Source organism: Micromonospora sp. I033 (assembly GCF_053890995.1).
The window spans coordinates 40658-64445 of sequence record NZ_JBSSLX010000003.1; the positions used below are offsets into that span (position 1 = coordinate 40658).

Here is a 23788-nt window from a genome sequence, read left to right on the forward strand (position 1 = left end):
GTACCCACAAGGGTCCCGGCTGCATCTAGCTCTCCCCGTCTACCTCAAGACTGTGCCGACCTCGCCGGCGATCTGGCCAACCAACTTGCGTCGCGGCTAGGCCGTCGCCAGGTTGTCCGAGGGAGTCATCTGCGCCACCTGGTAGAACCAGTGGAGATGGTCGAGCAGCGCCTCGCGGGCGTCGGCGTCCGCGAGGACCGCCAGGGGGAAACCTGGACGTAGGGCGATCTTGGCGGCTGCGATATCGACGCCCGGCAGCTGGTTAAAGCGCTGCCGCAGCTCCTCCCGCAGCGTGAGGTCGTCAAACGGCGGACGCACGGTGAGGTGCTGGAACACCACCTCGAACTTGCCGCTCGGATAGATCGTCGCCGGCCAGATGTTGCCCACCTCGTGCTCCTTGCCGCGCGCCATGAGAAAGCAAGAGGTCTCCCCGCCGGTGCCGTAGAGCAGGGTGCCGCCCATCGAGGTCCAAGCTTCCAATACGACGAGCGTGGCGGTGGCGACGGCCGAACTCTGCAGAGCGGCCACCTGTTCGATGAACCGCTCGCTGTAGGTTCGCTCGTCGCCGGAGCGCGGCCGAGGCAGCCGCTCGGGTAGGTCCTCCGGCGTAAGGCCGGCGAGATGCGCCAGCTCCTCGGTGCCGATGCGCTGCGCCTGATCTGCGCGGCCGTACTGGTCGAACTCCACGCCCTCGGCGCGCAGGATGTCCCGTGGGTCGTCCGTGCGGTTCGGGTCGAGCCAACGGAAGTTCGGCGAGACGGTACCCTCGACCTGCAGCACGCGGTGGGCGTTCGGAGCCGGGTGGGTCGCGAGGCGAGCCCCGACCGGCACCGGGTGGCTACCGATCAGCGCGGCGAGGTCGCCGTACGTGGTCCACGAGCCGGCCGGCAGCTCGGCGAGTGCCTTGGTCATGACCTCCCACAGCGCATCCGGCTGGTCGGCCGCCTGCTCCGTCGGTCCAGGCCAAAGGGAGACGATGCGGTCGGCGAGAGCGTCGGCGCGGGCGTGGATCTCTGGGCGCCCCCACCGATCCTGCGTGACGATCTTCTGGCTCAGCCTGATCCCGCTCTTTGCGAGCTCGACTCGCTTCTCGGCGAAGGACTTGTTGCCCAGCTCCGAGTTGTAGCCGGTGAGGGTCAGGTTCCCCAGGGTGTGAACCAGAGCCTCGTACGCTTCGTCAAAGTTTTCGTCCGGCCCGAGGTCGGCAGCGAGCATCTGCCGCCACTCGGGGGTGAGGGTTTGTGGCAGCACGTGCTCGATGGTCGCCTTGTCCAGCGTCACGGGCTCATTGCTCTCGTACGACTCCTCCAGCCACTGGAGGATCAGCTTGCGTTGGGACGCGCGGCCGTTGAGGTAGTACGGGATCGACCGGACTGCGGCACGCAAGCTGGCGTCGTTGGAGTAGTACTTCCGCCCCGTTGACAGGTAGGTCCGCACCGCATCGTCCGCGGGCAGGTTGTTGTCCATCTCGGTGACGACGGCAAGCAGGATTCGATTGAGGTTGTTGGTGGGACGACCAGTCAGCAGGCGTCGGACGAAAAAGCTCTCCACGTACAGCATCGCCGAGGCGACCTGCTCCGAGGTCGCCGTGCCCTGCTGCCGGCGGTCGAGCAGATGCAGCAGCAGGGGGTAAACGGTGGTCGTACCCCAGGCGCTCAGTCGCTCCAGTCGCCGCCGTACGCCCATGTCCTGCTCCTCGCCGGGGTGGAGGATGACCCGAAGCAGGGCGCCGAGCCGGCTGAACCGCTGCACCTCCGCCTCTATCTCCTCCTCGGAGCGCAGCCGGTTCAGGCGGGCCTGCTGGGCCGCGTAGACGTCGGTCTGCTTGACCCGCTGGTCGCGGTGAACCAGGTCGAGCCAGAAGAGCAGCTCCAGCTGCTCGGACGTGAGACGCTTCTGAAGCGGCAGCCACAGGGCCTGATAGACGGCCTCACCGCGGGTGGGCAGACGCATGAACAGGTAGTTGCGCAGCAGGTCGGCCTGGGTGAGCCGGAGTCCGGTGTTGTTGAGCGACTCGAAGATCCGGTACACGTTGTCGCCGGGCTGGGCGGTGACCGACACCAGGGCCAGGCCCGAGATGACGGCATTCTCAATGCGTTCGATGTCGAGCGGGTCGTCCGGGTCGTCGGCGGCGGCCAACTGTGCGACGAAGAAGCGGTACGCCGAGCCCACCGGGTCCGCGCCCCCGGCCTGGGGCGTCGAGTCCAGGCAGGCCAGGTAGGCGTCGCGGTCGGCCTGGGTAGGAACGAGCTTCAACCGCTGCGGCTCCGGCTTCCACGGGTTGATTAGGTACTGCTGGTCGAGCCGGTCCCGGTGCACCGGGCCCTCGTGCTGCGCGCGGTAGTCGCGAATGGCGCAGAGCAGGATGGTCAGGGTGGTGAGGCGCTGCTGGCCGTCCACCACCAGATACTCGGCCACGCCCGTCGGCCCGTTGGTGGGGCTCGGGGCGAGCACCAGGGACCCGATGAAGTGGGTTGCGCTTCCGTCATGGGTGCGGTCGTCGGCCAGCTTCAGAATGTCGTCCCAGAGGCGCTGCAACTGCAACGTGGTCCACGAGTATGTGCGCTGGTAGAGCGGCACCTGGTACTGCTTCGCACCCTCCAGCAACTCCTGCAGCGTCGTCTCGCGTGCCGCAACCACACCCGGTCCCCCGTCTACTTTGACGCACTGAGCTGGCAAGACAACCAGATCAACAACGGACGGAGCAACCTACGAAAGGCCCAAAAGGCCGCCAAGACGCCTACTCGCTTGTCGGCTTCCCGACAGACGATTACCTGCCACGTATTCGAAGGTCAGCACTACGGGACGAACTCCTCCTTCCGGCCGACGCACCTTCCCCTCGTCGAGGCTTGCGGCGCCACATCGTGATGGCGACGATCAAGGCGAGGCAACCTCTGCCCTTCCGCGGCAAGTCCTATTCGACCACCCACATGGAGAGTGCCGGCATCAGCAGAGGGACGATCGGTGACTGGTACGCCGACGCGGAGACGCGAGGCTCATCGGATCCCGGGCGCGATTGGGAGAACAACGATATCCCGGACCGCACACCCGACTCCTGGCTCGACGACCTGGGAATCGCGTCGCCTGCGCACTCGCCAGGCGGTGGCGGATCCGAAGCGCGACGGTCCGGGACGGGTGGAGCCCCGCACCGTCCGGGAACGTCCTGTCAGTGCATGCCCTGCAAGGCCCGACTTGGCAAGGTGACCGGCGATCGCGGCGTATCCCTCGCCACAGCCGCACGCAAGCTGCTCGACACGATGCCGGGCGCGAAGGACAACACGCTGGCCCGCCATCTGCGGCGCTCGGGTTGGCCGGATGTCACGGCAGACCAGGTCGGACGGGTGCTGCAGGGCTTGAACCGTCGACAGCCACAGCGGCGGCCGGCCCCGGCCAAGAAGAACCCGCTGAGGTCTCAGAGCCTCGCGGACGCGGCGAAGGCAGCTCAGGGCAAGCACCCGAGGTTGGGCATTCGAAAGGTGACGCAGAAGCTCCGGAAGAGCGGCTGGCCCGCCGTGACCGAGGATGAGGTGCGCGCCGCGCTTGCTGCACCCGCCTCGCCCCGCGGGCATCACTCCTTCGATTCCCGCCCGGCCGCTGCCCACCCCGCGGACCCGCCCGGATGCCTGCCAGGCATGCGGCGTGGTTGTGGGGTCATTGGGCTTGTGCCGGTGCTCCTAACGCCGTGGCCAACAAGCGGGACACGAGGGCATCATTGTTCCATTGACACTTCATGATTTCTCGATCACTCTGGGTGTTCTAGCCCATGCGGTACGTCAGCATCGGGGGTGGGCATGGAGATCGAGTCGCTCGTACGATCCCTCAATCAACCGTCCAGGCTCGTCGTCGAATCCTCCCGTCAGCTTGTCGACGCCGTGGAGAAGTACGCCAAGGACGCCGCCGCGACAAACGAGGCGTACCGGTACGGCAAGGCCCCCGTCACGGTGACGATCGGCCCGACGGTGGAAACCACCCCGGCACAGGTGCTGCACGAGCTCGGGGTGGCGACCACGCTGTTGACCGCGTCGCCTCTGGCCCAGGTGGCCCGACACTGGGCGCACGTCCGCTACTGTGCGACGCTGACCCGACAACGCGGCATGCTCGGGCTCACTCCGTCAGCCCAGAGCCTCGTGTACCACCACAAGGTGACCCAGTCCGAGCAGTTGGGCATCGGCCTGGCCCTTGTGGTGGCGAAGAAGGTGCTGCAGCGGCAATACCGCCAGTGGACCTTCTTCGCTGTCGACGCGGAGGTGGCGCTGAAGGCAGGGTTCATCGAGGGGGCGGGCGTGGTGGAACGCACCTCGAAAAGCCAGAAGCGTCCGGACTACTTCCTGGTGGGGCACCACAGTTCGGGTCGTCGCAGCCGGATGAAGATCGTGGTGCTGGAATGCAAGGGCACCCATCAGCCACCGAGCTTCGCCTATGGGCAACTCGCCCGGGCCGCCGTGCAGGTGAGGACGCTGAATGTCAGCGGCCGCCGCCCGCCCGCATTGATGGTCGCGTCCTGCCTGGCGGGGCGTCAGATCAAGTCGTACATCCTCGATCCGCCGGGGGACGACGAGCTGTGGGACGGCGGCCCCGACGACTTCGACGAGTTGCTGCGCGCCCGCCCGGAGGACCACGACTGGCGGACCCGGCCCGCCACGGCCGACGAGGCACGGACTTGGCCGGCGGCGGTTGAGAACGCCGCGCCGCCCGGTATCAACGGCCCGGAGCCGACGGACGAGCTGCCGCCGGGTGCGCCCGAGGTGTTCGACGTGCCCGAGGAACGGCGCGGCTGGTTCACGCAGATCCTGACCCGTGCGGTGGCGGCCACCGCACTGCTGTTCGCCGGCGATAGCGCCACCGCCCGTCATTACGCGACGCCACGGCAACGTGGGGACGAGGAACCCCAGACCGGCCAACTGAGGCTGTTCGAGCTGGACCCGTCGTGGGCGGCGAGCACCGCCACGTCGCAGCCCGTGACGGACGACCTGCGTGCGGAAGGCACCCTCTATCGCGCGCCGCTGCCGAACGGCAAGACCCTGGAGGTGTTTCGGGGCGTGGAAAGCAGCCTGTACCGCCACCTCGCGGACGGCGAGGTCGCCGCGTACCTCCGTGCGGCACCGCTGATCCGCCGCCGGTGGTCGCGGTCCCGGCCGCGCGACGGGGTGGTGTCGCTCGGCCGGGACGGCACGGTCCTCACCATCCGCGTCACCGACCGGCGCCGCTGAGACACAGAAGAAGGGTTTTGCGGCGCCTCAATGCTCCGAGCTGGCCGCCCGCACGAAGGCCGCCCAGGAGTCGGACGGGAAGGTGAGCATCGGCCCGCTGCGGTCCTTGCTGTCGCGTACGGCGACGACGCCGGGCAGGTTGTCGGCGACCTCGACGCAGTTGCCGCCGTTGTCGCCACTGCGCGTGCTCTTGCGCCAGCGAGCGCCGGACAGGTCAGCCATGATGAACCTCCTCAGAAATCTTGATCATCAACTGTCGGGACTGCCCCTCATCCAGGGCCATCGAGTCGAGGCTCGCCCAGATCCGCTCGTAGGCGGCCAACTCCTCCTTCCGGTCGAGATACAGCGCGCCGGTCAACGACTCGCTGTAGACGACCGACGGCTCGGGTTCGACGCGACTGCCAAGCGGAAAGTCGAGGATCACGAAGGATCCCGCGACCGCACCGAAGTGCAGGCCGGCAGCTAGCGGCACGACCCGGATGGAGACGTGGGGCAACCGGCCGATCTCCGCCAGGTGCCGGAGCTGTTCCGCCATCGCCGCTGGGCCGCCGACGACCCGCAGCAGCGCCGCTTCGGAGAGCATGACGTCGAGCCGGGGTGGTGGGGGCAGCCGTCGCCGCAGGAGCGCCTGCCGCCGCCGCCGCACCTCGACCAGGCGCTCCCACTCCTCGTCGGCCACGCGTGACCGGTGCCGGTAGACGCCGGACGCGTAGCCAGGGGTTTGCAGGAGTCCGGGAATCAGCGTGTCGTCGTGCTCCCGTAGCCGGCCCGCGGCGGTCTCCAGCCCGACGTACAGCTCGAACCAGTCGGGGATGGTGTCGCCGTACGCATGCCACCAGCCCTTCGCTTTCGTCTCGCGGGCGAGGCCGGTCAGCGCGGCGGTCAGTTCGGGAGTCGCACCGTACAGCTCACACATGGCCCGCACGTCGAGGCCGCGCACCGCACCGAGGCCCGTCTCGATCCGCCACATCTTCTGACGGCTGCACTGCAACGCGTCCGCCGCGCCGTCCAGCGTCATCCGCGCCTGGGTCCGCAGCTCCCGCAGCGCCCGCCCGAGCTGCCGGCGAGGCACCGTCGACCCCATGTCCTCAAGCATCCGGTCCGCGCCCCTGGGCCGGGCTGCATCCCCGGCACTGCCCCGCGGCCCGCTCGCCGAACAGCCGTGGGTCGTAGCGGTCCCCGCGTTGGTTCCGCGTTGGATCCACCCGCCACCGCTCGGGCCGCTCATAGACGACCGCGCCGTCGCACCGTGATGTCACCCGCCCATCGGGTACGACGTCAGGTGCGCCTGGCCGCCCGTCGCGCCCACGCACGTTGCCTTCCAGCACGGCCTGCCCGACCAGGTCAACTGCGATGCGCCCCGGCCGCAAGAACCACTTCCACCGCTTACTCATGCGCCTCCCCTCTCTCGTTCGGCTCCTCAACGCCACTTTACAATCAAACAAGCTAATCAAGCCATAGATTGTAAGGATGGCATAGGTTGCAAGATCGAAGATTGGTTGTGATGGACTCCGGCCATGGCGCCCTACGAGCCGCTGTGGCGAAGGATCCGGCGTGAGATCCAGGCGAAGGTTGATGCCGGCATCTTGAAGCCCGGCGACAAGCTGCCCACGACCAAGGAACTGGCCGAGCAATACGAGACCTCGGGCGTCACCGTACGGAAGGCGATCGACCTCCTCATAGAGGCAGGCGTCCTGGAGGGCCGACAAGGTGTCGGCGTCTTCGTCGCCGACACCTCAGGGCATGATTCGTAGGGCACCAATGAACACGTACTTGGTCATCCTCGGTGATCGCGACGCAATCTCCTGGGTGCTACACGAGCAGCGGATGGCCTTCCCTGCAACCCCGCGCGCCGAGGTCGCTGCACTTGCCGCCGACGACCGGATGTTCCTGTACGCCACCCGGGGCGCGTGGCACAACCCGACACGTGATCGCGGCCGAATCATCGGTACGGCGACACCCCAATCAACTGTCCGGATGCTGGCCGCACCGATCGAGATCGCTGGCCGCACCTTTGTCTCCGGTTGCGACCTGCGAATCGACAGCCTGGTGCCGTACCCCGGCAGGCTCGAATTGCAACCACTTGTAAAGCAGTTGGCCGCCTTTCCCAAACCATAAGCCTGGAGCACCTACCTGCGAAGAGCACTGCTGGCCCTGCCGCCGCAAGATGCTAACCTACTTGATCGCCTTCTGCGGCCCCTACTCACGACGAGGTCGCAGGCATTGCCAATGTACCCGGCGGTGACTTCGGCATCAGACAGTTAGTGCGTGACGAGAGACCCGAAGCGCAGTACTACGGGTTCCGCTCATCCAGCGCATACTCGACTGCCCTACTCAGAGGCGATCGCCCCTGACTCGTCGGCTGCTCGGGCCCAGCAGAGTGTCGAGAGCCGTGTCCCGGCGGCGGATTGAGGACGCTCCTGTACTCCGCGCCTGCCTCCTTGGCCACAGCCATGCGATCGTAGGCACTGAGAATCAAGGTCTTGGTGCGGTAGGTGCCATGGACGGCCTCCTCCTTGCGCTTGACCGTTGGGAACGTGTTCATCACGTGTTCGACATCCTGCCGTGCAACTTCATACACGTGAAAGAGCGCTGCGTCGATTTCTGCCCGGAGGAGCGCCCGGCGTTCCTCGTTCCAATGGAACGGCGGTCCATCGAAACCGTAGTCGGCGGCAAACGAGGCCATCTCGTCGCATGTGTAGGCGAGCTCCAGCGCTCGCGGGGTGAGCCAGGAATTCAGTTCGACCCCATCCGACGTCGCGAATGGCAACAGCTCGTTCGGCCCGGGGGCTGGGAACTGCATTAGGTAGGTGTACGTCATCGAGGTCCCTGCGACCTTCTGCCGGGCAACGTAGTCGAAGACGAACGACGCCAGGATGGCAGCGAGGGCGGGCGCGTTCGACTCCACGAGCATCAGGGGGAACTTGTGGCCGACACCATAGGAAGGGAGAAGCGAGCTGATCACCGTCCGAGTATCGGTAGAGCGAGCAACGTCACGCCAGCCCATCAGCCATCCGCGTTCCCAGCCTCGCTGGGCGAGCCGAGACTTGACGCCCGGCTCGTAGACGATGTTCCCTCTCTTGTCCCGCTTATCCGTCGGCACATCGAACTCGGGCACCCAGTACCGGGGCATCGCAACGAAAGCCCGATCGTCATGCTGCTCCGGCGTTAGTCGGGGCAGCGTGCCCATGTTGGCTTGGGCCTCGGTTTGGCCTTCATACGTGCCCAGCCGGTGGTCGAAGTGGTGCAGCATCTTCGCCTCGTACAGTGGCAGCATCCGCTGCCCGTCGCGCTCGAAGATGTTCCCGTGCAGGCTCCAGCCCTCGGTCTCAAGCTGTTGCCGCGTGCGGAATAGGTGGGAGTCGTTAGCCATGTGGAACATCGTCATGAACGACAGGCCCCATGGGTTGCTGTTTGGATCCCGTTCGCGAATGAGGACGGGCAGTCGACGGTAGATATTCAGAGTGATCTCGGCGTCGCGGCGAGAGCGGAAGACCGGGAGGGTGCCGGTGTTGGGATTGGCGAGCAAGATCTCCTCGGGCGGCATCGCAAAGCGACGGCTGTCCAAATCCTGGATGTAGCGGGTACCGAAGGCAAATGAGGCTCGGTCTACGCGGTCATCCCTGCCTGTGACCGTCAACAGGGCGAACCGGACGCGGTGGTCCACGTCCCGGCTGAGAATGAACGCTTCGTTCTCAAACTCCAGAAACGAAGCGAGGCGCGCACTACGTACAAGGTTGGAGAAGAAGGGGGCGGTCGTGGCATCCGTCGCGATACCAGTCGGAAGAACGAGGCCGGAACGACCGCGCGGAGCGATGGCGAGGGAGGCAGTCTCGGCGAAGACGGAGTACGTGTTTACATCGCCGCGACCAGCAAGTGGGTACCGGCCAGAGTCGCGGAGCAGGTGACTCATGCCTTCTGCCAGGCGGCGGGCGGCGACAAACTCGGCGTGCAGCGCGCGTTCGGCCTCCTCATTGCTGTCCGCCAGGGCTTTGATGAACTTCTCGCGGGCGGCCTTGTTGGTGGCCTTGGCGATCTTCTCGCTGCGCGTCGCGAAGAACTCCTGCTCTTGCACCTTGATGCGTTCCCATGGTGGGTTGCCCAGGACGCAGTCGAAGCCGCCGGCCCAGCCCGTCGTCGGGTCGACGCCCGCGCCGTCCTCGGGGACCTCGAAGACCTCGGGGAACTCCAAATGCCAGTGGAAGAACCTGTACTGCTGGCGCAGTCGAGCGATCTCGTCGTGGGTTGCCTGCGGCGCGGCTGCGACGTCGGGGTCCGCCAGTGCACGGAAGACACCGTGGGTGACGGCGGGCGGGGCATCCGCCATCTTCTTCCACATGAACGCGGCGCACCACGCGTCAGCCACGTGCAGGGCGCGAGCATACTCCTGCGAGGTTCTCCAGCCCTGGTAGGCGGATGCCTGGGTGCGGACTTCGCCGAGGTTATCGGCGGGGGCCTCGGTGATTCGGCGCAGGCCCTGGGCGAAGACGGCGTTGGCGACCTTCGCCTCGGAGTCCGGGTCGAAGAGGCTGAGCTGTTGCTTCCGCTGTTCGGCGTTCTGCTTTTCCAGGCCCTTGGCGTGCTTCTTGTCGTCGCCCTCAATGGGCTTGAACGCCGCGTCGGGGATGCCCTGCTTGAGCAGCGCGGGTGTGGCGCCGATCAGAGCGTTGCCGCACTTGATGTGTGCGTCGAGGAAGCTCAACGGCCTACCGGGCTCCAGGGCCTCCATCCAGAGCGACACTTTGGCCAGTTCGACGGCCATCGGGTTGAGGTCGACGCCGTAGATGCAGCGGGCAACGACCTCGTGCAGGGCGTGGCGGACGGCGCCGACGGTCGGCTCGGGGTTGCGTTCGCGGACGGCGGCGACCCGCTTGGCGATCCGGCGGGCCGCGGCGACCAGGAAATGCCCGGAGCCGCAGGCGGGGTCGCAGACAGTGAGCGACAGCAACGCGTCAACGATCGCATCGCTCGCGTCGGGCTGTCCGGCGGCGCTGGCCGCCTGCTCGCCGCGCTTCACCGCGTCGTCGATCACCGGGTCCAGCGCCGAGTCGAGCAGGCAGTCGATCAGCGAGGACGGGGTGTAGTAGGAGCCGGTGGTCTTGCGGGTGTTGCCGGCGAGTTCGACCAGCTCGAAGGTGCGGTCCACCGCGCTGTGCTTCGCCACCAGCTCCAGCAGGGACTCGTAGATAGAGCCCAGCTCCTCCGCGTCCAGGTTGCGGTAGTCCACCGACCGCCACCGGGGCGAGCCAGCATCCCGCACCAGCGACAGATGCCGCACGGCGGTCAGCAGGTAGTCGTTCGACAACGACAGGCCACGCAGCGGGGCGTCGGCGTCGCTGGCGTCGAAGAGGCCGCCGAGGCCGGAGAGGCCCAGCTCCGGCCGGCCGCTCTCGTTGCCGAGCGCGTCGAGGACGATCCGCAGCGCCTGATACTGGTCGCTGTGCGTCGTACCCCGGCGGCGTCGCGCCTGCGCTCGCAGCTGAGCAGACGAGAAGTACCGGCCGTACCGCTCGCGGGACTGCTCGTCGGCGTCGGGGTGATGCAGCGCGTCGCGGTCCTCGGCGACGAAGAGGAACAGCAGCTGATAGACCAGGCGCAGCAGGGCGTTGTGCAGGGCCTGCGGGTCGACGTTCTCCCGCAGCGCAGTGTTGTCCGGGTGGCGCAAGAAGCCGGTGCCGAGCGCGGTGATCGCGTCCTGGACGCCCTTTCGGAGCTGGTCGAGTGCACGGGTGCCGGCGCTGATCGCCTCCGTGCGCCACTTCTCCAGCCAGCACGTCGACGGTACCGTGCCCTCGGCGACCTCGAAGCGGGAAACGTGCAGCAGCCGATACAGCAGCACGAACTCGCTGAACAGCTCGCCGTCGAAAATTGCCTCCAGGTCGAACTCGACGTACGCGGCAGTGGCGAGCGCGCTGGAGTCGCGCAACAGCCGAAGCTGCCGGCCGTTGGTGAGCACCCCCCACAGGTGGGCCTCAGACCGGTTCAACAGCTCCTGCACCATCGACTGCGGCGGCACGCCCCCGCTGGCAAGCCGCTTGTCCAACGCCGCATTCCACGCGGCCAGGTGGATCGGCACGTGGTTCCAGCGGTGGCTGATCGGGAACGTCTTGGCGCCGTCGTCGGAGGTGATGCCGGCGGCGTCGAGCGCGGTCAGCCGGCCGAAGCCGAGCTCCGCAAAGAGCGGCTCCAGCCACTGGGTGACCGCCAGGCCGGTCGGGTCGGCGGGGGTTTCGGCCTCCGGGGCGACGGGCAGCCGGTCGCGCAGCTCCTTCCACACCGACTTGAGGTAGTCCCAGTGCCGCTCGGCGTCGTCACGGACCGACCGGGAGCCGACCACCCGGTAGTCGGCGGGCTTGGAGCCGCTGACGTCCTTGCCCTCGGCAATCCGGACCAGCATGTCGGCGGGGATCAGCCCGCCGATGGTGTGGACGGCCGAGAAGACCTGGTTGCGGGCGGTGGCGGACATTAGGCGTTGCCTCCGGCGGGGGTGGAAGCGGGCAGGTAGACGTAGGCGCCGAGGATGTCGGCGGGCTTCTGCGCGGTGACGGTGAGGCCGCGGACGATCTCGCCGGAGGCGCTGCGCACCCGGCGGTGCGAGGTGAGCAGTTCGGCGGCCAGTTCCTCGCCGGACGCCTCGAGGTGGTCGATGACCTCGGGCAGTCCGTCGAGGATCCGGCTCATCGTGCGCTCGCCGAAGTCCGGGTCGGTGTTCTCGTCGGCGGTCGCGTCGAGCAGCTTCAACGCGTCCTGGGTGGGCAGCCAGGTGGCGTTGGCGGGGGCCCCGGCGAAGGCGAGCAGCCGGGCGTCCTCGGCGACGAGCTGCCGTGTCCCGGTGCGGGACGGCAGGGTGAGGTGGAAGCGGTAGCGGACCAGCAGCAGCGTGGTGCGGCCGGCGACGGCCCGGGTGCGGATGACACCGCAGCGGCGGGCCGGGCGCGGCCCGGTGATCTGGTCGTCCAGGGCGGCGTTGAGGACGTACCCGGCGAGCGCCACCACGGCCGGGTCGGTGCGGACCAGGGCGGCCTCGCCGCGTGCGACGGCGGCCGTGGTCCGGAACGGGACCTTGCGGCCCTGCTCGACGTCGCCCCCGAGCACCGGGGCGAGCGCGTCGCGCAGGCCGGTGGGGGTGCCGCTCAGGTCGGTGGTGAAGTCGCCGCCCGGCTCGTCGCGGAGCACGCCGTCGAGCGCGCGGAGTGACTGGCGTACGAAGTCTCGGATCTCGGCGGCTCGGCCGAGCGTGTCGCGTATGGCGGCGACCTCGCGGGCTACCTCGTCCGGCCGGATGGTGTGCTGGGCGAACCGGGACCGGGACGTCTTCTCCTTCTCCGCGGCGGACTGCCACTCGGTCGCCAGCGCGGCGGCCTTCTTGTCGATGGCGCGGTATTCCTCGACGTCGAAAAGGCTGCCCTGCTCCTGCTCGTGGCCGCGCAGCAGCAGCCACTCCACGATCGCGTCGGTCACGCCTTGCGAGGCGGCGTCGGGGACGGAGACGGAGACGCCGAGGTCCTTGCGGATCTGCCGGTGCTTGCGGATGAGGACGTCGAGGACCTTGCCGTCGATGCCGTTGTCGCTCCCGTAGAGGGTGATGACCCGGACAACGTCGCGCTTCTGGCCGTACCGGTCGACGCGGCCCTCCCGCTGGTCGTGACGGGTGGGGTTCCACGCGAGGTCGTAGTGGACGACGGCGTCGAAGTGGTGCTGGAGGTTGACGCCCTCGGAGAGGCAGTCGGTGGCGACCAGGACGCGGCGGGCGTCGGGGGCATCGCCGGCCGCCTCGGCGAGTTCCTCGATGCGCTGCAGGCGCTGCTGCGGGGAGAGGGTGCCGGTGACGGCGCGTACCACGGTCTTCTTGCCGAGCGCGCCCTCCAGGTGCTCGGCGACGTACTCGGCGGTGGGGATGTAGCGGCAGAAGACGATCGGGTGGTAGCCCTCCTTGAGCAGGTCCTTGAGGTGCTTCACCAGCACGGCGAGCTTCTTATCCTCGGCCGGTCCCTCCAGCTCGGCCGCCCGGTCCGCGAGTTCGGCCAGCCGCCGGCCGGCGTCCACCTCGACGCCGCCGGCCTCGGCGCCGGGCGCGACATCCAGCCCTTCCAGCGCGTCGGTGTCGGAGAAGTCGCTGGTCAGCGGTGCGCCGAGCCGATCGGCCTCCTCGGCGCTGACAGCGGTCGCGGTCGCGGAGCGAGTGCGCAGGGTCTGCGCGGCGGCGCGCGGCGACGACACCAGCGACCGCAGCAACGCGATCGCCGACCACCAGGCGATCCGGGCCTCCCGACGGCCCTGGCTGTCAGCGGCTGCGACCCGCTCGCTGGCGTACGCGATGGCGTCGTCGAGCAGTGCCCGGTAGGCCGGGGAAAGCTTGTAGGTCTCGTCCTTGAACTCCCGGTCCGACGGGAAGGCCGTCTCCTCGGCGAGGCTGTTGTCGGCCAGGCCGTCCTCCTTGGTGAGGTACTGCCGCACGTCGGCGCGCTTGCGGTGCACGAAGTGCTGGGCGAGCATCCGCCGGCCGGACTCTGAGCCGAGGTCGACGGTGGCGAGTTCCGGCCGGACCAGGCCGAGGAGGTTGCGGAAGGCACTCTCCTTGCCGCTGTGCGGGGTAGCCGTGACCAGCAGCAGGTGCCGCTCGGTGTCGGCGGCGACGCGCTGCAGCAGCTCGAAGCGGAGCTGATTCTGGGACGAGGTGTTGTCGTCGGCGGCGACGCAGGTGTGGGCCTCGTCGACGATGACCAGGTCTGGGCAGTGGCGGACGAAGTCGTCGCGGTGCCGGGTCGACTTGATGAAGTCGGTGGAGACGATGACGTGGGGATGCCGGTCGAACAGCGACTGGCCCAGGTCCAGGCCGCGCTCCAGCTTGGACACCGTGGAGGCGAGGACCAGTTCGGCGTCGATGCCGAACTTGGTGCGCAGCTCCGCCTGCCACTGCTCGGCGAGGGCCGGCGAGCAGAGCACGGCGAGTTTGCTCGCGCTCCCCTGGGCCAGCAGCTCGCTGGCGATCAGGCCGGCCTCGACGGTCTTGCCGATACCGACGTCGTCGGAGATCAGCATGCGCACGGTCTTTTGCCGCAGCGCCATCAGTAGTGGCACGAGCTGGTAGGCGCGCGGCTCGACGGCGATCCCGGCGAGCGAGCGGAACGGGCCGGCGCCGGAGCGGAACCCGATCCGCAGGGCTGAGCGGAGCAGGCTCGCCGCATACGCGTCACCGAGGTCGGACGGCGTGGGCGGGGCGAACTCCGCGCTCTTCACCTGCTCGAACGCGGGGAAGACGGCGGCGATGTCGTCGTCGGCGCCACCCAGCGGGCGGAGGACCAGCATGTCGGGGGCGCTCTCGGGCAGCACGACCCAGTCGCGGCCCCGGGCGGAGACCAGCGTTCCGGCGCTGAAGGTGGTCATGAAGTGGTTCCTCGCGTCTTCGTGGTGGGTGGCGGTCGGGTGGTCAGGCGCTGGCGCCGGTGCCGAAGTAGCGCTTGTTCTTGGTGGCGATCGCGGACCAGTCGCCGTCGTACGGGAAGTGGATCACATCCCAGCCCATGTCGAACAGGCGCTCCTCCGCCTCACGGTCGCGTTCGGCGACCGAGTCGTGCTCGTGGACAGGCCCGTCGACGAACACGGCGACGTTGGCCCCGGGCAGGCGGTAGACGTAGTCGGGACGGGCCAGCGCCTCGGTGACGAATACCTGCGCGTCGTCCGGCAGCCGCAGGCCGCGCTCCTTCAGCCAGGCGATCAGCTTCCCTTCCAGCTTGGTGTCCGACTGCGCGGTGAGCCGGGCCAGCTGCTCCGTGCGGGACTCCCCTTCACCGGTGGTCCGCGCCGCCGCATTAGCGAACCGCAGCAGCAGGTCACGGACCAGGTGCCGGTTGATCGACTGATGGTTGAGCTGATTGCCGTAGGTCAGCAGGCACTCGTAGCAGCCCCAGGCGCAGGGGCGATCCTTGTGCGGGCCGCCCCGGTCCGTGCCGTCCGCGTCGAAGTGGCAGATGTCCAGGGCTGTGGCGGCGGCACGAGCCAGCGCCGCCGGATCCGACTGCATGAGCCGGAGTACACCGGCGCCGCCCTCGGCCGCCTCGGTGAACAGCATCCGGTCGCGGGGGCCATCGTCGGGCGGGAGCAGCTCGGTGGTGAGCTCCGAGTCCTCCAGTTCGAAGGCCGCCTCGATGCCGCGCTCCAGCGCATACATCAGCGTCAGCGCGACGTCATGGTCCAGCGGCTCGTCGAGCTTAAGCACGAGGATGTTCCGGCGGTCCTCGACGTACGGGATCACTCGCTTCTTGCGGCGCTTCTCGTTGCCGTCGGCGTCGACCACCGGCATCTCGCTGGAGTCGCCGGACGCCTCGCCGGCGTCGCGTTCGTTCATCCACCGCCCGTCTGCGGGGTCGAGCCAGAAACCGTCGGGCTCGTCCTGCTTGGCGCGGACCCGGCCGATGTTGGTGATGCGGACCGTCGCCGAGTCGCCGTAGGAGAGAGTGGCGAGCCGGTCCTCTCCGTCGGAGACGACGGCGTCCTGCCGGCCCGGCCGGGCGCCGTGGTCCTGGAAGCGATACGACGTCACCAGCCGGAAGCCCGCCCGGCGCCGCTCCTCCTCGTCCGAGGAGATGCGTTCCCGGCGCTTGGTGTAGACGGTGTGCAGGTGCAGCAGACCGTAGGTGGTGTCGCCGAGCGACTCGTTGCACATCTCGCAGCGGACCGCGCCGTTGCGAGCGTCGTGGTGGTAGCCGCAACTGGTGCATCGCCTTGCCTGGCTCGTCACCACCTCGCCGGCCGCGTCCGGCGGCAACTGGATGCGGGTGACCTGGTAACGGGCGCCCTCGTGGTAGATGAGCGCGCCCGGCCCGAACTCCCGGATGGCGAGGAAGCGGGGACGCTGCAGGTAGTCGCCGTCGCCGGAGCGGCGGCCGGTGGTCGGCACGTACGCGGCCAGCGGCAGGCGGGGGAACGAGTAGCCCGGCAGGAAGCCCTCGCTGGCCAGGTAGCGGTACGGGTTGAAGTCCGACAGGACCGACCGGTTCTCCACCGTCTCGTTCTTGAGCAGGTTGAGCTGCGTCTCGGCCTCCTTGCGTCGACCTACGGCGATTCGCCGGTCGCGCTCGGAGAGGGTGTGGTCGAGCACGCGGCGGTTCTGTTCGGCCTGGTCGACGAGCGCTGCCCGGAACAGGTCCCGCCAGCGGTCGAACGCCTGGTTGAACCGCTCCGGCGTGGTCCGGATCGTGTCCTCGATCCACTTGTCGTCCCACCACGTCGACTTCTCGAAGTCGGGCACCAGCGCGGCGAACACCCTCCGGGCGGCGGCCACTGCCCGCTCCTGCGCGTGGGTGTCCTGCAACGCCGCGGCAATGTGGTCCTGCAGCGCCAGCGCCGGGTTCGGAGTCCGGGTGTCCTCGAGGTAGCTGATGTCGATCGTCTCCGGGATCGCCCGGCCCAGCTTGATGCCCGCCTCGGCCAGCCAGACGGCGTGCACGTGCGAGCGCACCAGGTCCTCGTTGGCCAGGTCCAGCCGAGGCGGTGCCACCGCCCCGGCCACCATCCGCTCCGAGCGCCGGAAGTAGTACTGGTCGTGGCTGTTGCCGGTGGCGCAGTAGGTGGTGACGAGCGCCGGCTGCCCGGACCGGCCGGCGCGACCGCTGCGCTGGGCGTAGTTCGCCGGGGTCGGCGGGACGTTGCGCATCATGACGGCGTTGAGCTCGGAGATGTCGACACCGAGCTCCATCGTCGGCGAGCAGTAGAGCAGCTTCAACTCGGCCTTGCGGAAGGCCTCCTCCCGCCGCTCCCGCTCCATGGGGTCGACCTGCGCCGTGTGCTCGCGGGCGGTCAAGCCGGCCAGGGTTCCAGCCGTGCTCTGGTAGAGCTCGCGGAAGAACGTGTTGACCCGCGGCCCGTCGCCACTGGCGTAGGTCCGGGTCAGGGGGTCGTGGCTGCCGGTTTCACCTGTTCCGGCCCGCCAGATGAGAGCGCCCGCCGAAACCTGATAACCGGTGACCGGGGTGCCGGCCGAGCGCCGGAACCGGCTGCCGCGTTCCGGCACCTGAGCCACCTCGGTGACCTGACCACCGCGCTTGAGCACCTCCAGCAGGTCGGCGATCAACTCCTGGGCGTCATTCCAGGCCAGCTCGGGGAAGTGCACCCTGCGCAGGTACTTGCCGAACTTGCCCCGTCCCGAGAGGAACACATTCGATCGGTCCAGGCCCCGACCCGAAGGCTGCGGGTAGGCCGCGCCGACCTTCGGCTTGTCGCCGGCGGAGAGCACCCACGGGTCGACGAGGCGTTCCTCGCTGGCCCGCTGGAGCGAGTCGAAGTCGTCGCGGAAGTACTGGACGTCGATCGCCAGACCCCGGCGCATCTCGTCCAGCAGCACCCGCATGATCTCTCTGCGGTCCTGCGGCTCCGCATCGCGGAGCTTCTCGTGGGTGCCCGACCAGCGGTCCTGCCTTTCGGCAAGCCAGTCCAGATCGTGATAGTCGATCTTCAGGAGGCCGGTCTGCTCGAGGTTGGGCATGGTGATGCGCCAGCCGCGTTCCAGATCCAGATACAGCCGGAATGCGACCACGTCGCGCAGCGTCTTGGCCGCCAGGTTGGCCAGCGACGGAGGGAGGTCGGCTTCCCGCGCGTAGTCGCCGAGGCTCAGGCCGAGCGCGGCGGTGACCCGCCCCGCGAGATCCTCGTGGGTGATGCCGTCATCGCCCGCCTCGACGACGGCCCGGTAGAGGGCGCCGCGAAGCTGCGTGACCTGCACGAAGTCGTTGAAGTGACCGGCCTGCAGCGAGGCATCCTGCCGGTTGTCGACGAAGGTGAGCAGCTTGCGCGCCTTCTTGTTCAGCGCCTCCGGTGGGGCCTGCATCAGCGACCGGACGATCGACGCCGACACCAGCGAGGTGGCCGACGAGCGGCCCTCCTGATCCAGCGTCGCGAGCTTGGCGAAGTCCTTCCCCCGGGTCTGCTCATAGCTGACCCCGCAATGCAGGCAGAAGAGGAACGGGGACGGGATGAACGCCGCCTTCAGGTCGCCATGGCCTTCCCAGCCCTGCGGGTTGACCGTAATCGCCTGTGGCAACCGCTGGCGATAGGAGGTCTTGACCACCTCACGGCCGCCGGCATCGACCTCCAGCCACGACTCGGGGATCCGCCGTGCCCCGATCGCCTCCTCCTCGTCCGTCGGCCACGGACGGTCCGAGTCGATGTAGAGGTAGCCGTCGTCACCGCGGCCACCCGATGCGGCGGTGTCCCGCCGCGGCGCGTACACGACCTTGCCGTCCTTCTCGGACCGCCACACCGTCAGATACTCCTGGCCGCACTCACGGCAGAAGGCCAGCGGCAGAAGGATCTTGCCGTCCGAGCCGGGCAGCACGAGCTGGTACTCGCGGGTGAGATGCCGGGTGAGTTCGTCCTCCAGGGTGACGTAGACGGTGTCGCCCTTGGAGAGGAACTGGTGCAGCCGGAACGCGAACAGCGGACGCTCGGTGGCCGGGTCCCGAGCTTCCGAACCGGCCTTGAGCGTGGCCCGGATCGCCTGAGCGCAGTCGGCGGCGGTCAGGCCGCTCTGCCGCGCCAACTCCAACGCCGCATCCTCGATCTTCGCCGGCTTCTGCCGCACGAGTTGGCCGGTGACCGGATCCGTGGCGAGCCCGAACCGGGTCTCGATCCAGCGGGCCAGCGGATCGTCCACCAGGTCCGCGTACGCCCGGGGAGCGCCGGGCGCCCGCAGCCGCTCCACCGGCACGGTGTCGGGCGTCGCCGCCGTCGCCCGGATCAGCGTCTCGCCGATGACGTTGCCTTGGCTGACCTCGGTGCCGAACAGGGTGGTGGCCACCCGTGCCACCGCATCACGCTGGTCATCGAGGGTGCCCTCGGTCGACATGGTGGCCGAGGTGCCGATGCACTGCAGGTCAGTCGCCTGGCAGGCCTCTCGGACCCGGCGGATCAGCAGCGCCACGTCGGCACCTTGCCGGCCGCGATACGTGTGCAGCTCGTCGAAGACGAGGAACTCCAGCCCTCGAGCCATCTTGATGAGCGAGCGGCGGTCGTCCGGCCGGGTCAACATCAGCTCGAGCATCACGTAGTTGGTGAGCAAGATGTCCGGCGGGTTGTCGCGGATCTCCTTGCGCCGCTCGTCGCTCTCCTGCCCGGTGTACCGGGCGTAGGTCACCGGCTCGCGGCCCGGCCCGTAACCGTCACAGAGGTACTTGTCGAGTTCCTTGAGCTGGCTGTTGGCCAGCGCGTTCATCGGATAGACGATGATCGCCCGCACGCGCTTCTGGGCCTTCGGGCCCTCCTGCTCGCGCGCCTTGAGCACCTTGTCCACGATCGGAACGATGTAGGACAGGGACTTACCGGACCCAGTGCCGGTAGTGAGGACGTAGGAGGCACCCGACTGGGCCTTGTCGATGGCCTCCCGCTGGTGCCGGTGCAGGGTCAGCGGACGCCCGTCGCAGCTGGTGCCGCCCTCGGTCTTGTTCGCCTGGAAGATGCGCGCGCACTCGCGGTGCAGCACACCCTCGTTGACGAGTTCGAGCATGCTGCCGCCGGAGGCGAAGAACGGGTTCAGCGACAGCCAGGGGTCGGGCCACTGCGACTTCGCATCGAGGTCGCGCTCGACGAAGTCGACGATCCGGTCGTCGCGGATGATCGTGCCGCCCTCGGTAAAGGCGCGGTATTCACGGATAAGTTCCTGGTGCACCTCGAACACGTCCATGCCCGAGGCCGGACTCGCCGTGACGGATGGTTCGGAAGCCGCGGGCCGTGTAGTGCTCGCACCGATCATGTAGGCCGACTGGAAACGGCTCACCGGGTTGAAGTCGTCCCACCCGGGGACCTTGTCCTCCCCCTTCGCCAACGGCAGCAGCACTTCCCGGACGGCCACCGCGTCCTCCGCCCGCTCCGCCGGGTCCTTGGCGAGCAGACGTTCGACGAGCCGCTCTAGGCTCGCCGGCACATCAGAACGCAGCACGCGCACCGGCGGCGGCGCCTCCTCCAGGTGCTTCTGCCCCACCTCGTGGGCAGAGCCGCTGTGGAATGGCGGCACGCCGGTAAGCAACTCGAACAGGACGCAGCCGAGCGCGTACAGGTCGGCCGCCTGCGTGACCGACGACGCTCGGAACTGCTCGGGGGCCATGTAGCGCGCTGTACCCACCGTGACACCGGTGCTGGTGAGGCGTTCCGCCTCGTCGGCGTCAACGATCCGGCCCATGCCGAAGTCGAGGACCTTGACGAGGCCACCGCGCACGAGCATCACGTTGGACGGCTTGAGGTCGCGGTGGATCACGCCAGCGGAATGTGCCGCGGCAAGACCGTCGGCGATCTGAGCGCCGATCGCGGCGACCCATGCGATGGGCAGCTGCGGCTGCTCGGAGATCAGGTCACGCAGGGTCTCGCCGTCGACGAACTCCATGGCGATGTACGGAAGGCCGGAGGAGTCAACGCCTCCCCCGATCGAGCGTGGGAGGTTCGGGTGGGTGAGCCGACGCATGATGCGCGTCTCACGCTCGAACCGCTGAACCGCCTTGCTGTCAGCAGTCGAGTCGATGACCGCGCCGGACCGGCTTCGGAGGATCAGCTTGACCGCGGCGACCCGATCCGGAGAGCCCTCCGCTGCCTGCAGATCCTCCGCCCGGTGGACCTCACCCATATTTCCCCTGCCGAGCGCGTTCAGCAGGCGGAACCTGTTCGCCACCAGTTCCATCTCCACGGCCACTCCTACATCCCCCACTAGCCGCAGCTATGCGTACGTCAGCGTCCCCGCGACCCGGTCGATGTCAGCGCCCGCTCGCGCCATCCGACCCTTCTCGCCGGGTTCCTTTGGTTTTCCTTAAGGCAGGCAGTATGCCTGCTGGTCTGCATCGTTGTAGTCCCCCACCCGGGCCGAGATGATCAACCGCGCGGCGGCGGGGGTGCCCTGCCCGCCCGCCAGCCAGGCTTCCGCGCAGGTCACCGAGGCGCCGCGCCGGCGTCGGATATCCGACGACATGCGTGCGAGTTGCAACCTGCGGGCCACGGCGAGTTACTCCTCGTCGGGTCGGATCGCGCCCCGGGCGAGGCCATCGGCGGTGAGCTGCACCAGCTCCGCGCCGAGCGATGCCGCCCGTCGGATTGCCGACTCGAAGGTGTCGAGCCGCTGAAATGCCTGGCCGTGCACTCGCTGCTCAGCGGGCGGCAGCCGCCGCACCTGCGCGCGCCGGATGTCGATGCGCAGCGTCCCTGACAGGCTCGACGCCTGCCTCTCATTGGCCGACGTCCGGAGCTGCCCGGCGAGGAACCACGAGTCGAGTGCCGCCGGGTTGGGCCGCAACAGGTACAGGTTCCGTCCCAGCAGTGCCCCCTCGAACGTCACCACCCGGGCGGTGAGCTGCCTGGCGATTGTCGGCACCACCACGTCGCCGGGAACGAGTGGGATCTCCTGCCCGAGCCGGCCATCGTCCCGACCGGACGGGACTTCACCGTTCAGCACGTCCTGCACGGTCAGCACCGGTGGCCCGATGGTTGACGGCGCGCCGCCCTCGGATGACGCCGCGCGGATGGGGCCGATCAGTTGCAGTGCCCCAGCCCGGGCCAGCTCCCCCACCGATAGGAACTCCCCGTCCGGCCCTTCGGGCGTGGGTGTGACCTGCGGCATCAGCGCCGGTAGGTCGCCGATGATGGAAGCGAGGTGCTCTCTGGTGCGTACTAGATGCTCTCCGGTGGCCTCGCCCCCGACGGCGGGTTGGCGTCGCGCGGGGGTGAGGTCGACCTCCTCGTCGAGCAGCTCGATGACCGGGACCGCCCGGGCGAAGCCAGCCTCCTCGATGTCGGCGTCCGGCGCGGCGGTGAAGGCCCGCCAGACGGCGAGGATCCGCGCGTAGGTCTCGGCAGCGTCACCGCCAGCGGCGTCGACCAGCAGTGCCCGCGACGGTGGCGGCGCGTCGGGCGCGGGCCGCCGCAGCACCCACAGGTGCAGGGGTACGCCGTGCGGCGCGGCCACCCCCGGCGGGAGCGCGATGACGGCGCGCAGGGCGCCGCGGCGCAGCAGCTCGGCGCGGATGCGGCGGCCGGGGCGCCGGCTGGCGACGGTGGGTGGCATCAGCAGCACCGCGTGGCCGCCGGCGCGCAGGTGGGCGAGAGCGTGCTGGGCCCAGGCCAGCTCCGGTTCGGTACGTGGGGTGGTGCCGACGATCCAGCGAGGGTCGTGGCCGAGTTCCTCGTCTCCCCAGTTGGTGGTCCCGAACGGCGGATGGCAGACGACGGCGTCGAAGGTCCGGCCGGCGAAGGCGTCGGCGCGCAGCGAGTCACCTGTGCAGACTTCTCCTGCCACGTCGCGCAGGGCCAGCCACAATCCGGCCAGCCGAGCGAGGTCCTGGTCGATCTCCTGCCCGTAGGCCGAGGTGCAACCGGCCCGGACGGCGGCGCGGAGCGTGGCGCCGGAGCCAGCGGCCGGGTCGAGGAGGGAGCCGCCACCGACCCCGACGAGCCCGACCATCAGATCGGCCAGGTCGTCCGGGGTGGCGAAGGGGCGGCCGGGTCCGGGGGCGGAGAACCGTTGCCACAGCGCGTCGAAGGCACCCTGCGGTCCGAGTTCGTCGGCGAGCGCGTCGATGTCGGTCAGTAGCGGCTTGAGCTGCGGATCGGCTGATCGGCCGGGGCGTTGACCGCGTTGCCGGGCGAGGAGCAGGGCGCCGACGGTGGCCAGGCCGGCGGCGGGTGACTGGCTCGCGGCGGCGAGGTGCCGCCACAGCCGGTCGGCGCTGGCCAGCTCAGGGAGTTTCCCCTGGGCGTGGAGCCACTGCTCGACCTGTCCCAAGTCGAACTCGGGGCTGGCCGCGGTGCCGCCTACCGGGGCGGGGAAGTCGGCGTGCCGTTTGCGCCAGTTGCTGACTGCGGCCCGACCGACACCGGCGAGCCGGGCGATCTCCGCTGCGGTGATGGTCAGTGTCTCCTGCACGTTCGGAGTGTGTCACGCCTGTCAAGCATGATGTGTGTTGACAGCGTTCACAGATGATGCTCTCATTGACGCCGCCACGTTCACAGCAGGAGGAAAACGATGCGCAAGGCCACCACTCTCGCCCTGATCGCCACCGGTCTCGTCGCCCTGGGCTGCGGCGCCGGCACCACCGACGACGCCACCAGCAGCAAGGCCGACACCACGAGCAGTGAGGCCGACGCCGGCGGCGCCAAGGGCGACGACAAGCCCGCCAAGGTCGCGAAGATCGGCCAGCCGGCCCGGGACGGCAAGTTCGAGTTCACGGTCAAGTCGTCCAAGTGCGGCGTCGCCAAGATCGGCACCGACCTGATCGGCGCCAAGGCCCAGGGCCAGTTCTGCCTGGTCACGCTCAACGTCAGGAACATCGGCAAGGAGTCGCAGATGTTCGACGGCAGCAGCCAGAAGGCGTACGCCGCCAACGGCACCGAGTACTCCGCCGACGGCGGGGCCGCCATCTACGCCAACAAGAACGCCGAGACGTTCCTCAACGACATCAACCCCGGCAACCAGGTCACCGGCGTCGTCGTCTTCGACATCCCGAAGAAGGTCAAGCTCGCCAAGCTCGAGCTGCACGACTCGCCGTTCTCCGGCGGCGTGACCGTCTCCCTCACCTGATCCACCGCTCAACCGGGGCGGGCGCCAC

At 68.8% G+C, this 23788-nt stretch carries 11 protein-coding genes; 4 read left to right on the top strand and 7 right to left on the bottom strand.

Annotated elements, in window-relative coordinates; translation table 11 throughout:
• Positions 1 to 96 precede the first annotated feature (96 nt).
• Positions 97 to 2640, bottom strand: coding sequence for a GmrSD restriction endonuclease domain-containing protein (locus ACW0Q9_RS01100; RefSeq protein WP_456177762.1), 2544 nt, complete (start codon positions 2638 to 2640; stop codon positions 97 to 99).
• A 1151-nt stretch (positions 2641 to 3791) separates the two neighbouring features.
• Here ACW0Q9_RS01100 and ACW0Q9_RS01105 point away from each other — a divergent pair.
• The gene (locus ACW0Q9_RS01105; RefSeq protein ID WP_456177764.1) at positions 3792 to 5210 is read left to right on the top strand and encodes a hypothetical protein; all 1419 of its coding nucleotides are present in this window, start codon (positions 3792 to 3794) and stop codon (positions 5208 to 5210) included.
• Positions 5211 to 5237: 27 nt separating this feature from the next.
• On the opposite strand, the gene ACW0Q9_RS01110 is transcribed toward ACW0Q9_RS01105, so the two are convergent.
• Both ACW0Q9_RS01110 and ACW0Q9_RS01115 read right to left on the bottom strand, forming a co-directional pair.
• Positions 5238 to 5432, bottom strand: coding sequence for a DUF397 domain-containing protein (locus tag ACW0Q9_RS01110; protein ID WP_456177765.1), 195 nt, complete (start codon positions 5430 to 5432; stop codon positions 5238 to 5240).
• Entirely contained in the window at positions 5425 to 6306 is an 882-nt protein-coding gene (locus tag ACW0Q9_RS01115; protein WP_456177801.1) for a helix-turn-helix domain-containing protein, read from the bottom strand. Before ACW0Q9_RS01115 ends, ACW0Q9_RS01110 begins: the two co-directional genes overlap by 8 nt.
• Positions 6307 to 6727: 421 nt before the next feature.
• Between ACW0Q9_RS01115 and ACW0Q9_RS01120 the strand changes: the two genes are divergently transcribed.
• Both ACW0Q9_RS01120 and ACW0Q9_RS01125 read left to right on the top strand, forming a co-directional pair.
• Complete coding sequence (locus tag ACW0Q9_RS01120) at positions 6728 to 6964, top strand: GntR family transcriptional regulator (RefSeq protein ID WP_456177767.1); 237 nt, start codon at positions 6728 to 6730, stop codon at positions 6962 to 6964.
• Between the two features lie 7 nt (positions 6965 to 6971).
• Positions 6972 to 7328 carry a hypothetical protein gene (locus ACW0Q9_RS01125; RefSeq protein ID WP_456177769.1) on the top strand — a complete coding sequence of 119 codons (357 nt, stop codon included), beginning with the start codon at positions 6972 to 6974 and terminating at the stop codon, positions 7326 to 7328.
• A 175-nt stretch (positions 7329 to 7503) separates the two neighbouring features.
• Here ACW0Q9_RS01125 and ACW0Q9_RS01130 read toward each other — a convergent pair whose 3' ends face one another.
• From ACW0Q9_RS01130 to ACW0Q9_RS01145, 4 genes are all read right to left on the bottom strand, one after another.
• The gene (locus ACW0Q9_RS01130; protein WP_456177771.1) at positions 7504 to 11676 is read right to left on the bottom strand and encodes an Eco57I restriction-modification methylase domain-containing protein; all 4173 of its coding nucleotides are present in this window, start codon (positions 11674 to 11676) and stop codon (positions 7504 to 7506) included.
• Positions 11676 to 14597: a helicase-related protein gene (locus ACW0Q9_RS01135; protein WP_456177773.1), complete on the bottom strand. Its 2922-nt coding sequence runs from the start codon at positions 14595 to 14597 to the stop codon at positions 11676 to 11678. The genes ACW0Q9_RS01130 and ACW0Q9_RS01135 overlap by 1 nt, the downstream gene beginning before the upstream one ends.
• A 43-nt stretch (positions 14598 to 14640) precedes the next feature.
• Positions 14641 to 20874: a protein kinase domain-containing protein gene (locus tag ACW0Q9_RS01140; protein ID WP_456177802.1), complete on the bottom strand. Its 6234-nt coding sequence runs from the start codon at positions 20872 to 20874 to the stop codon at positions 14641 to 14643.
• 318 nt (positions 20875 to 21192) lie between these two features.
• Positions 21193 to 23106 (bottom strand): N-6 DNA methylase, encoded by a 1914-nt coding sequence (locus ACW0Q9_RS01145; protein WP_456177775.1) that lies wholly within the window; start codon positions 23104 to 23106, stop codon positions 21193 to 21195.
• 99 nt (positions 23107 to 23205) lie between these two features.
• Between ACW0Q9_RS01145 and ACW0Q9_RS01150 the strand changes: the two genes are divergently transcribed.
• On the top strand, positions 23206 to 23760 hold the full coding sequence (locus ACW0Q9_RS01150) for a DUF4352 domain-containing protein (protein WP_456177777.1): 555 nt from the start codon (positions 23206 to 23208) through the stop codon (positions 23758 to 23760).
• Positions 23761 to 23788 lie beyond the last annotated feature (28 nt).

What these genes read in the sequence shown, in the direction of transcription:
- ACW0Q9_RS01125 (WP_456177769.1), top strand. Translation starts at nt 6,972, where the DNA reads ATGAACACGTACTTGGTCATCCTCGGTGATCGCGACGCAATCTCCTGG.
- ACW0Q9_RS01105 (WP_456177764.1), top strand. Translation starts at nt 3,792, where the DNA reads ATGGAGATCGAGTCGCTCGTACGATCCCTCAATCAACCGTCCAGGCTC.
- ACW0Q9_RS01135 (WP_456177773.1), bottom strand. Translation starts at nt 14,597, where the DNA reads ATGACCACCTTCAGCGCCGGAACGCTGGTCTCCGCCCGGGGCCGCGAC.
- ACW0Q9_RS01130 (WP_456177771.1), bottom strand. Translation starts at nt 11,676, where the DNA reads ATGTCCGCCACCGCCCGCAACCAGGTCTTCTCGGCCGTCCACACCATC.
- ACW0Q9_RS01110 (WP_456177765.1), bottom strand. Translation starts at nt 5,432, where the DNA reads ATGGCTGACCTGTCCGGCGCTCGCTGGCGCAAGAGCACGCGCAGTGGC.
- ACW0Q9_RS01140 (WP_456177802.1), bottom strand. Translation starts at nt 20,874, where the DNA reads ATGGAACTGGTGGCGAACAGGTTCCGCCTGCTGAACGCGCTCGGCAGG.
- ACW0Q9_RS01120 (WP_456177767.1), top strand. Translation starts at nt 6,728, where the DNA reads ATGGCGCCCTACGAGCCGCTGTGGCGAAGGATCCGGCGTGAGATCCAG.
- ACW0Q9_RS01150 (WP_456177777.1), top strand. Translation starts at nt 23,206, where the DNA reads ATGCGCAAGGCCACCACTCTCGCCCTGATCGCCACCGGTCTCGTCGCC.
- ACW0Q9_RS01115 (WP_456177801.1), bottom strand. Translation starts at nt 6,306, where the DNA reads ATGCTTGAGGACATGGGGTCGACGGTGCCTCGCCGGCAGCTCGGGCGG.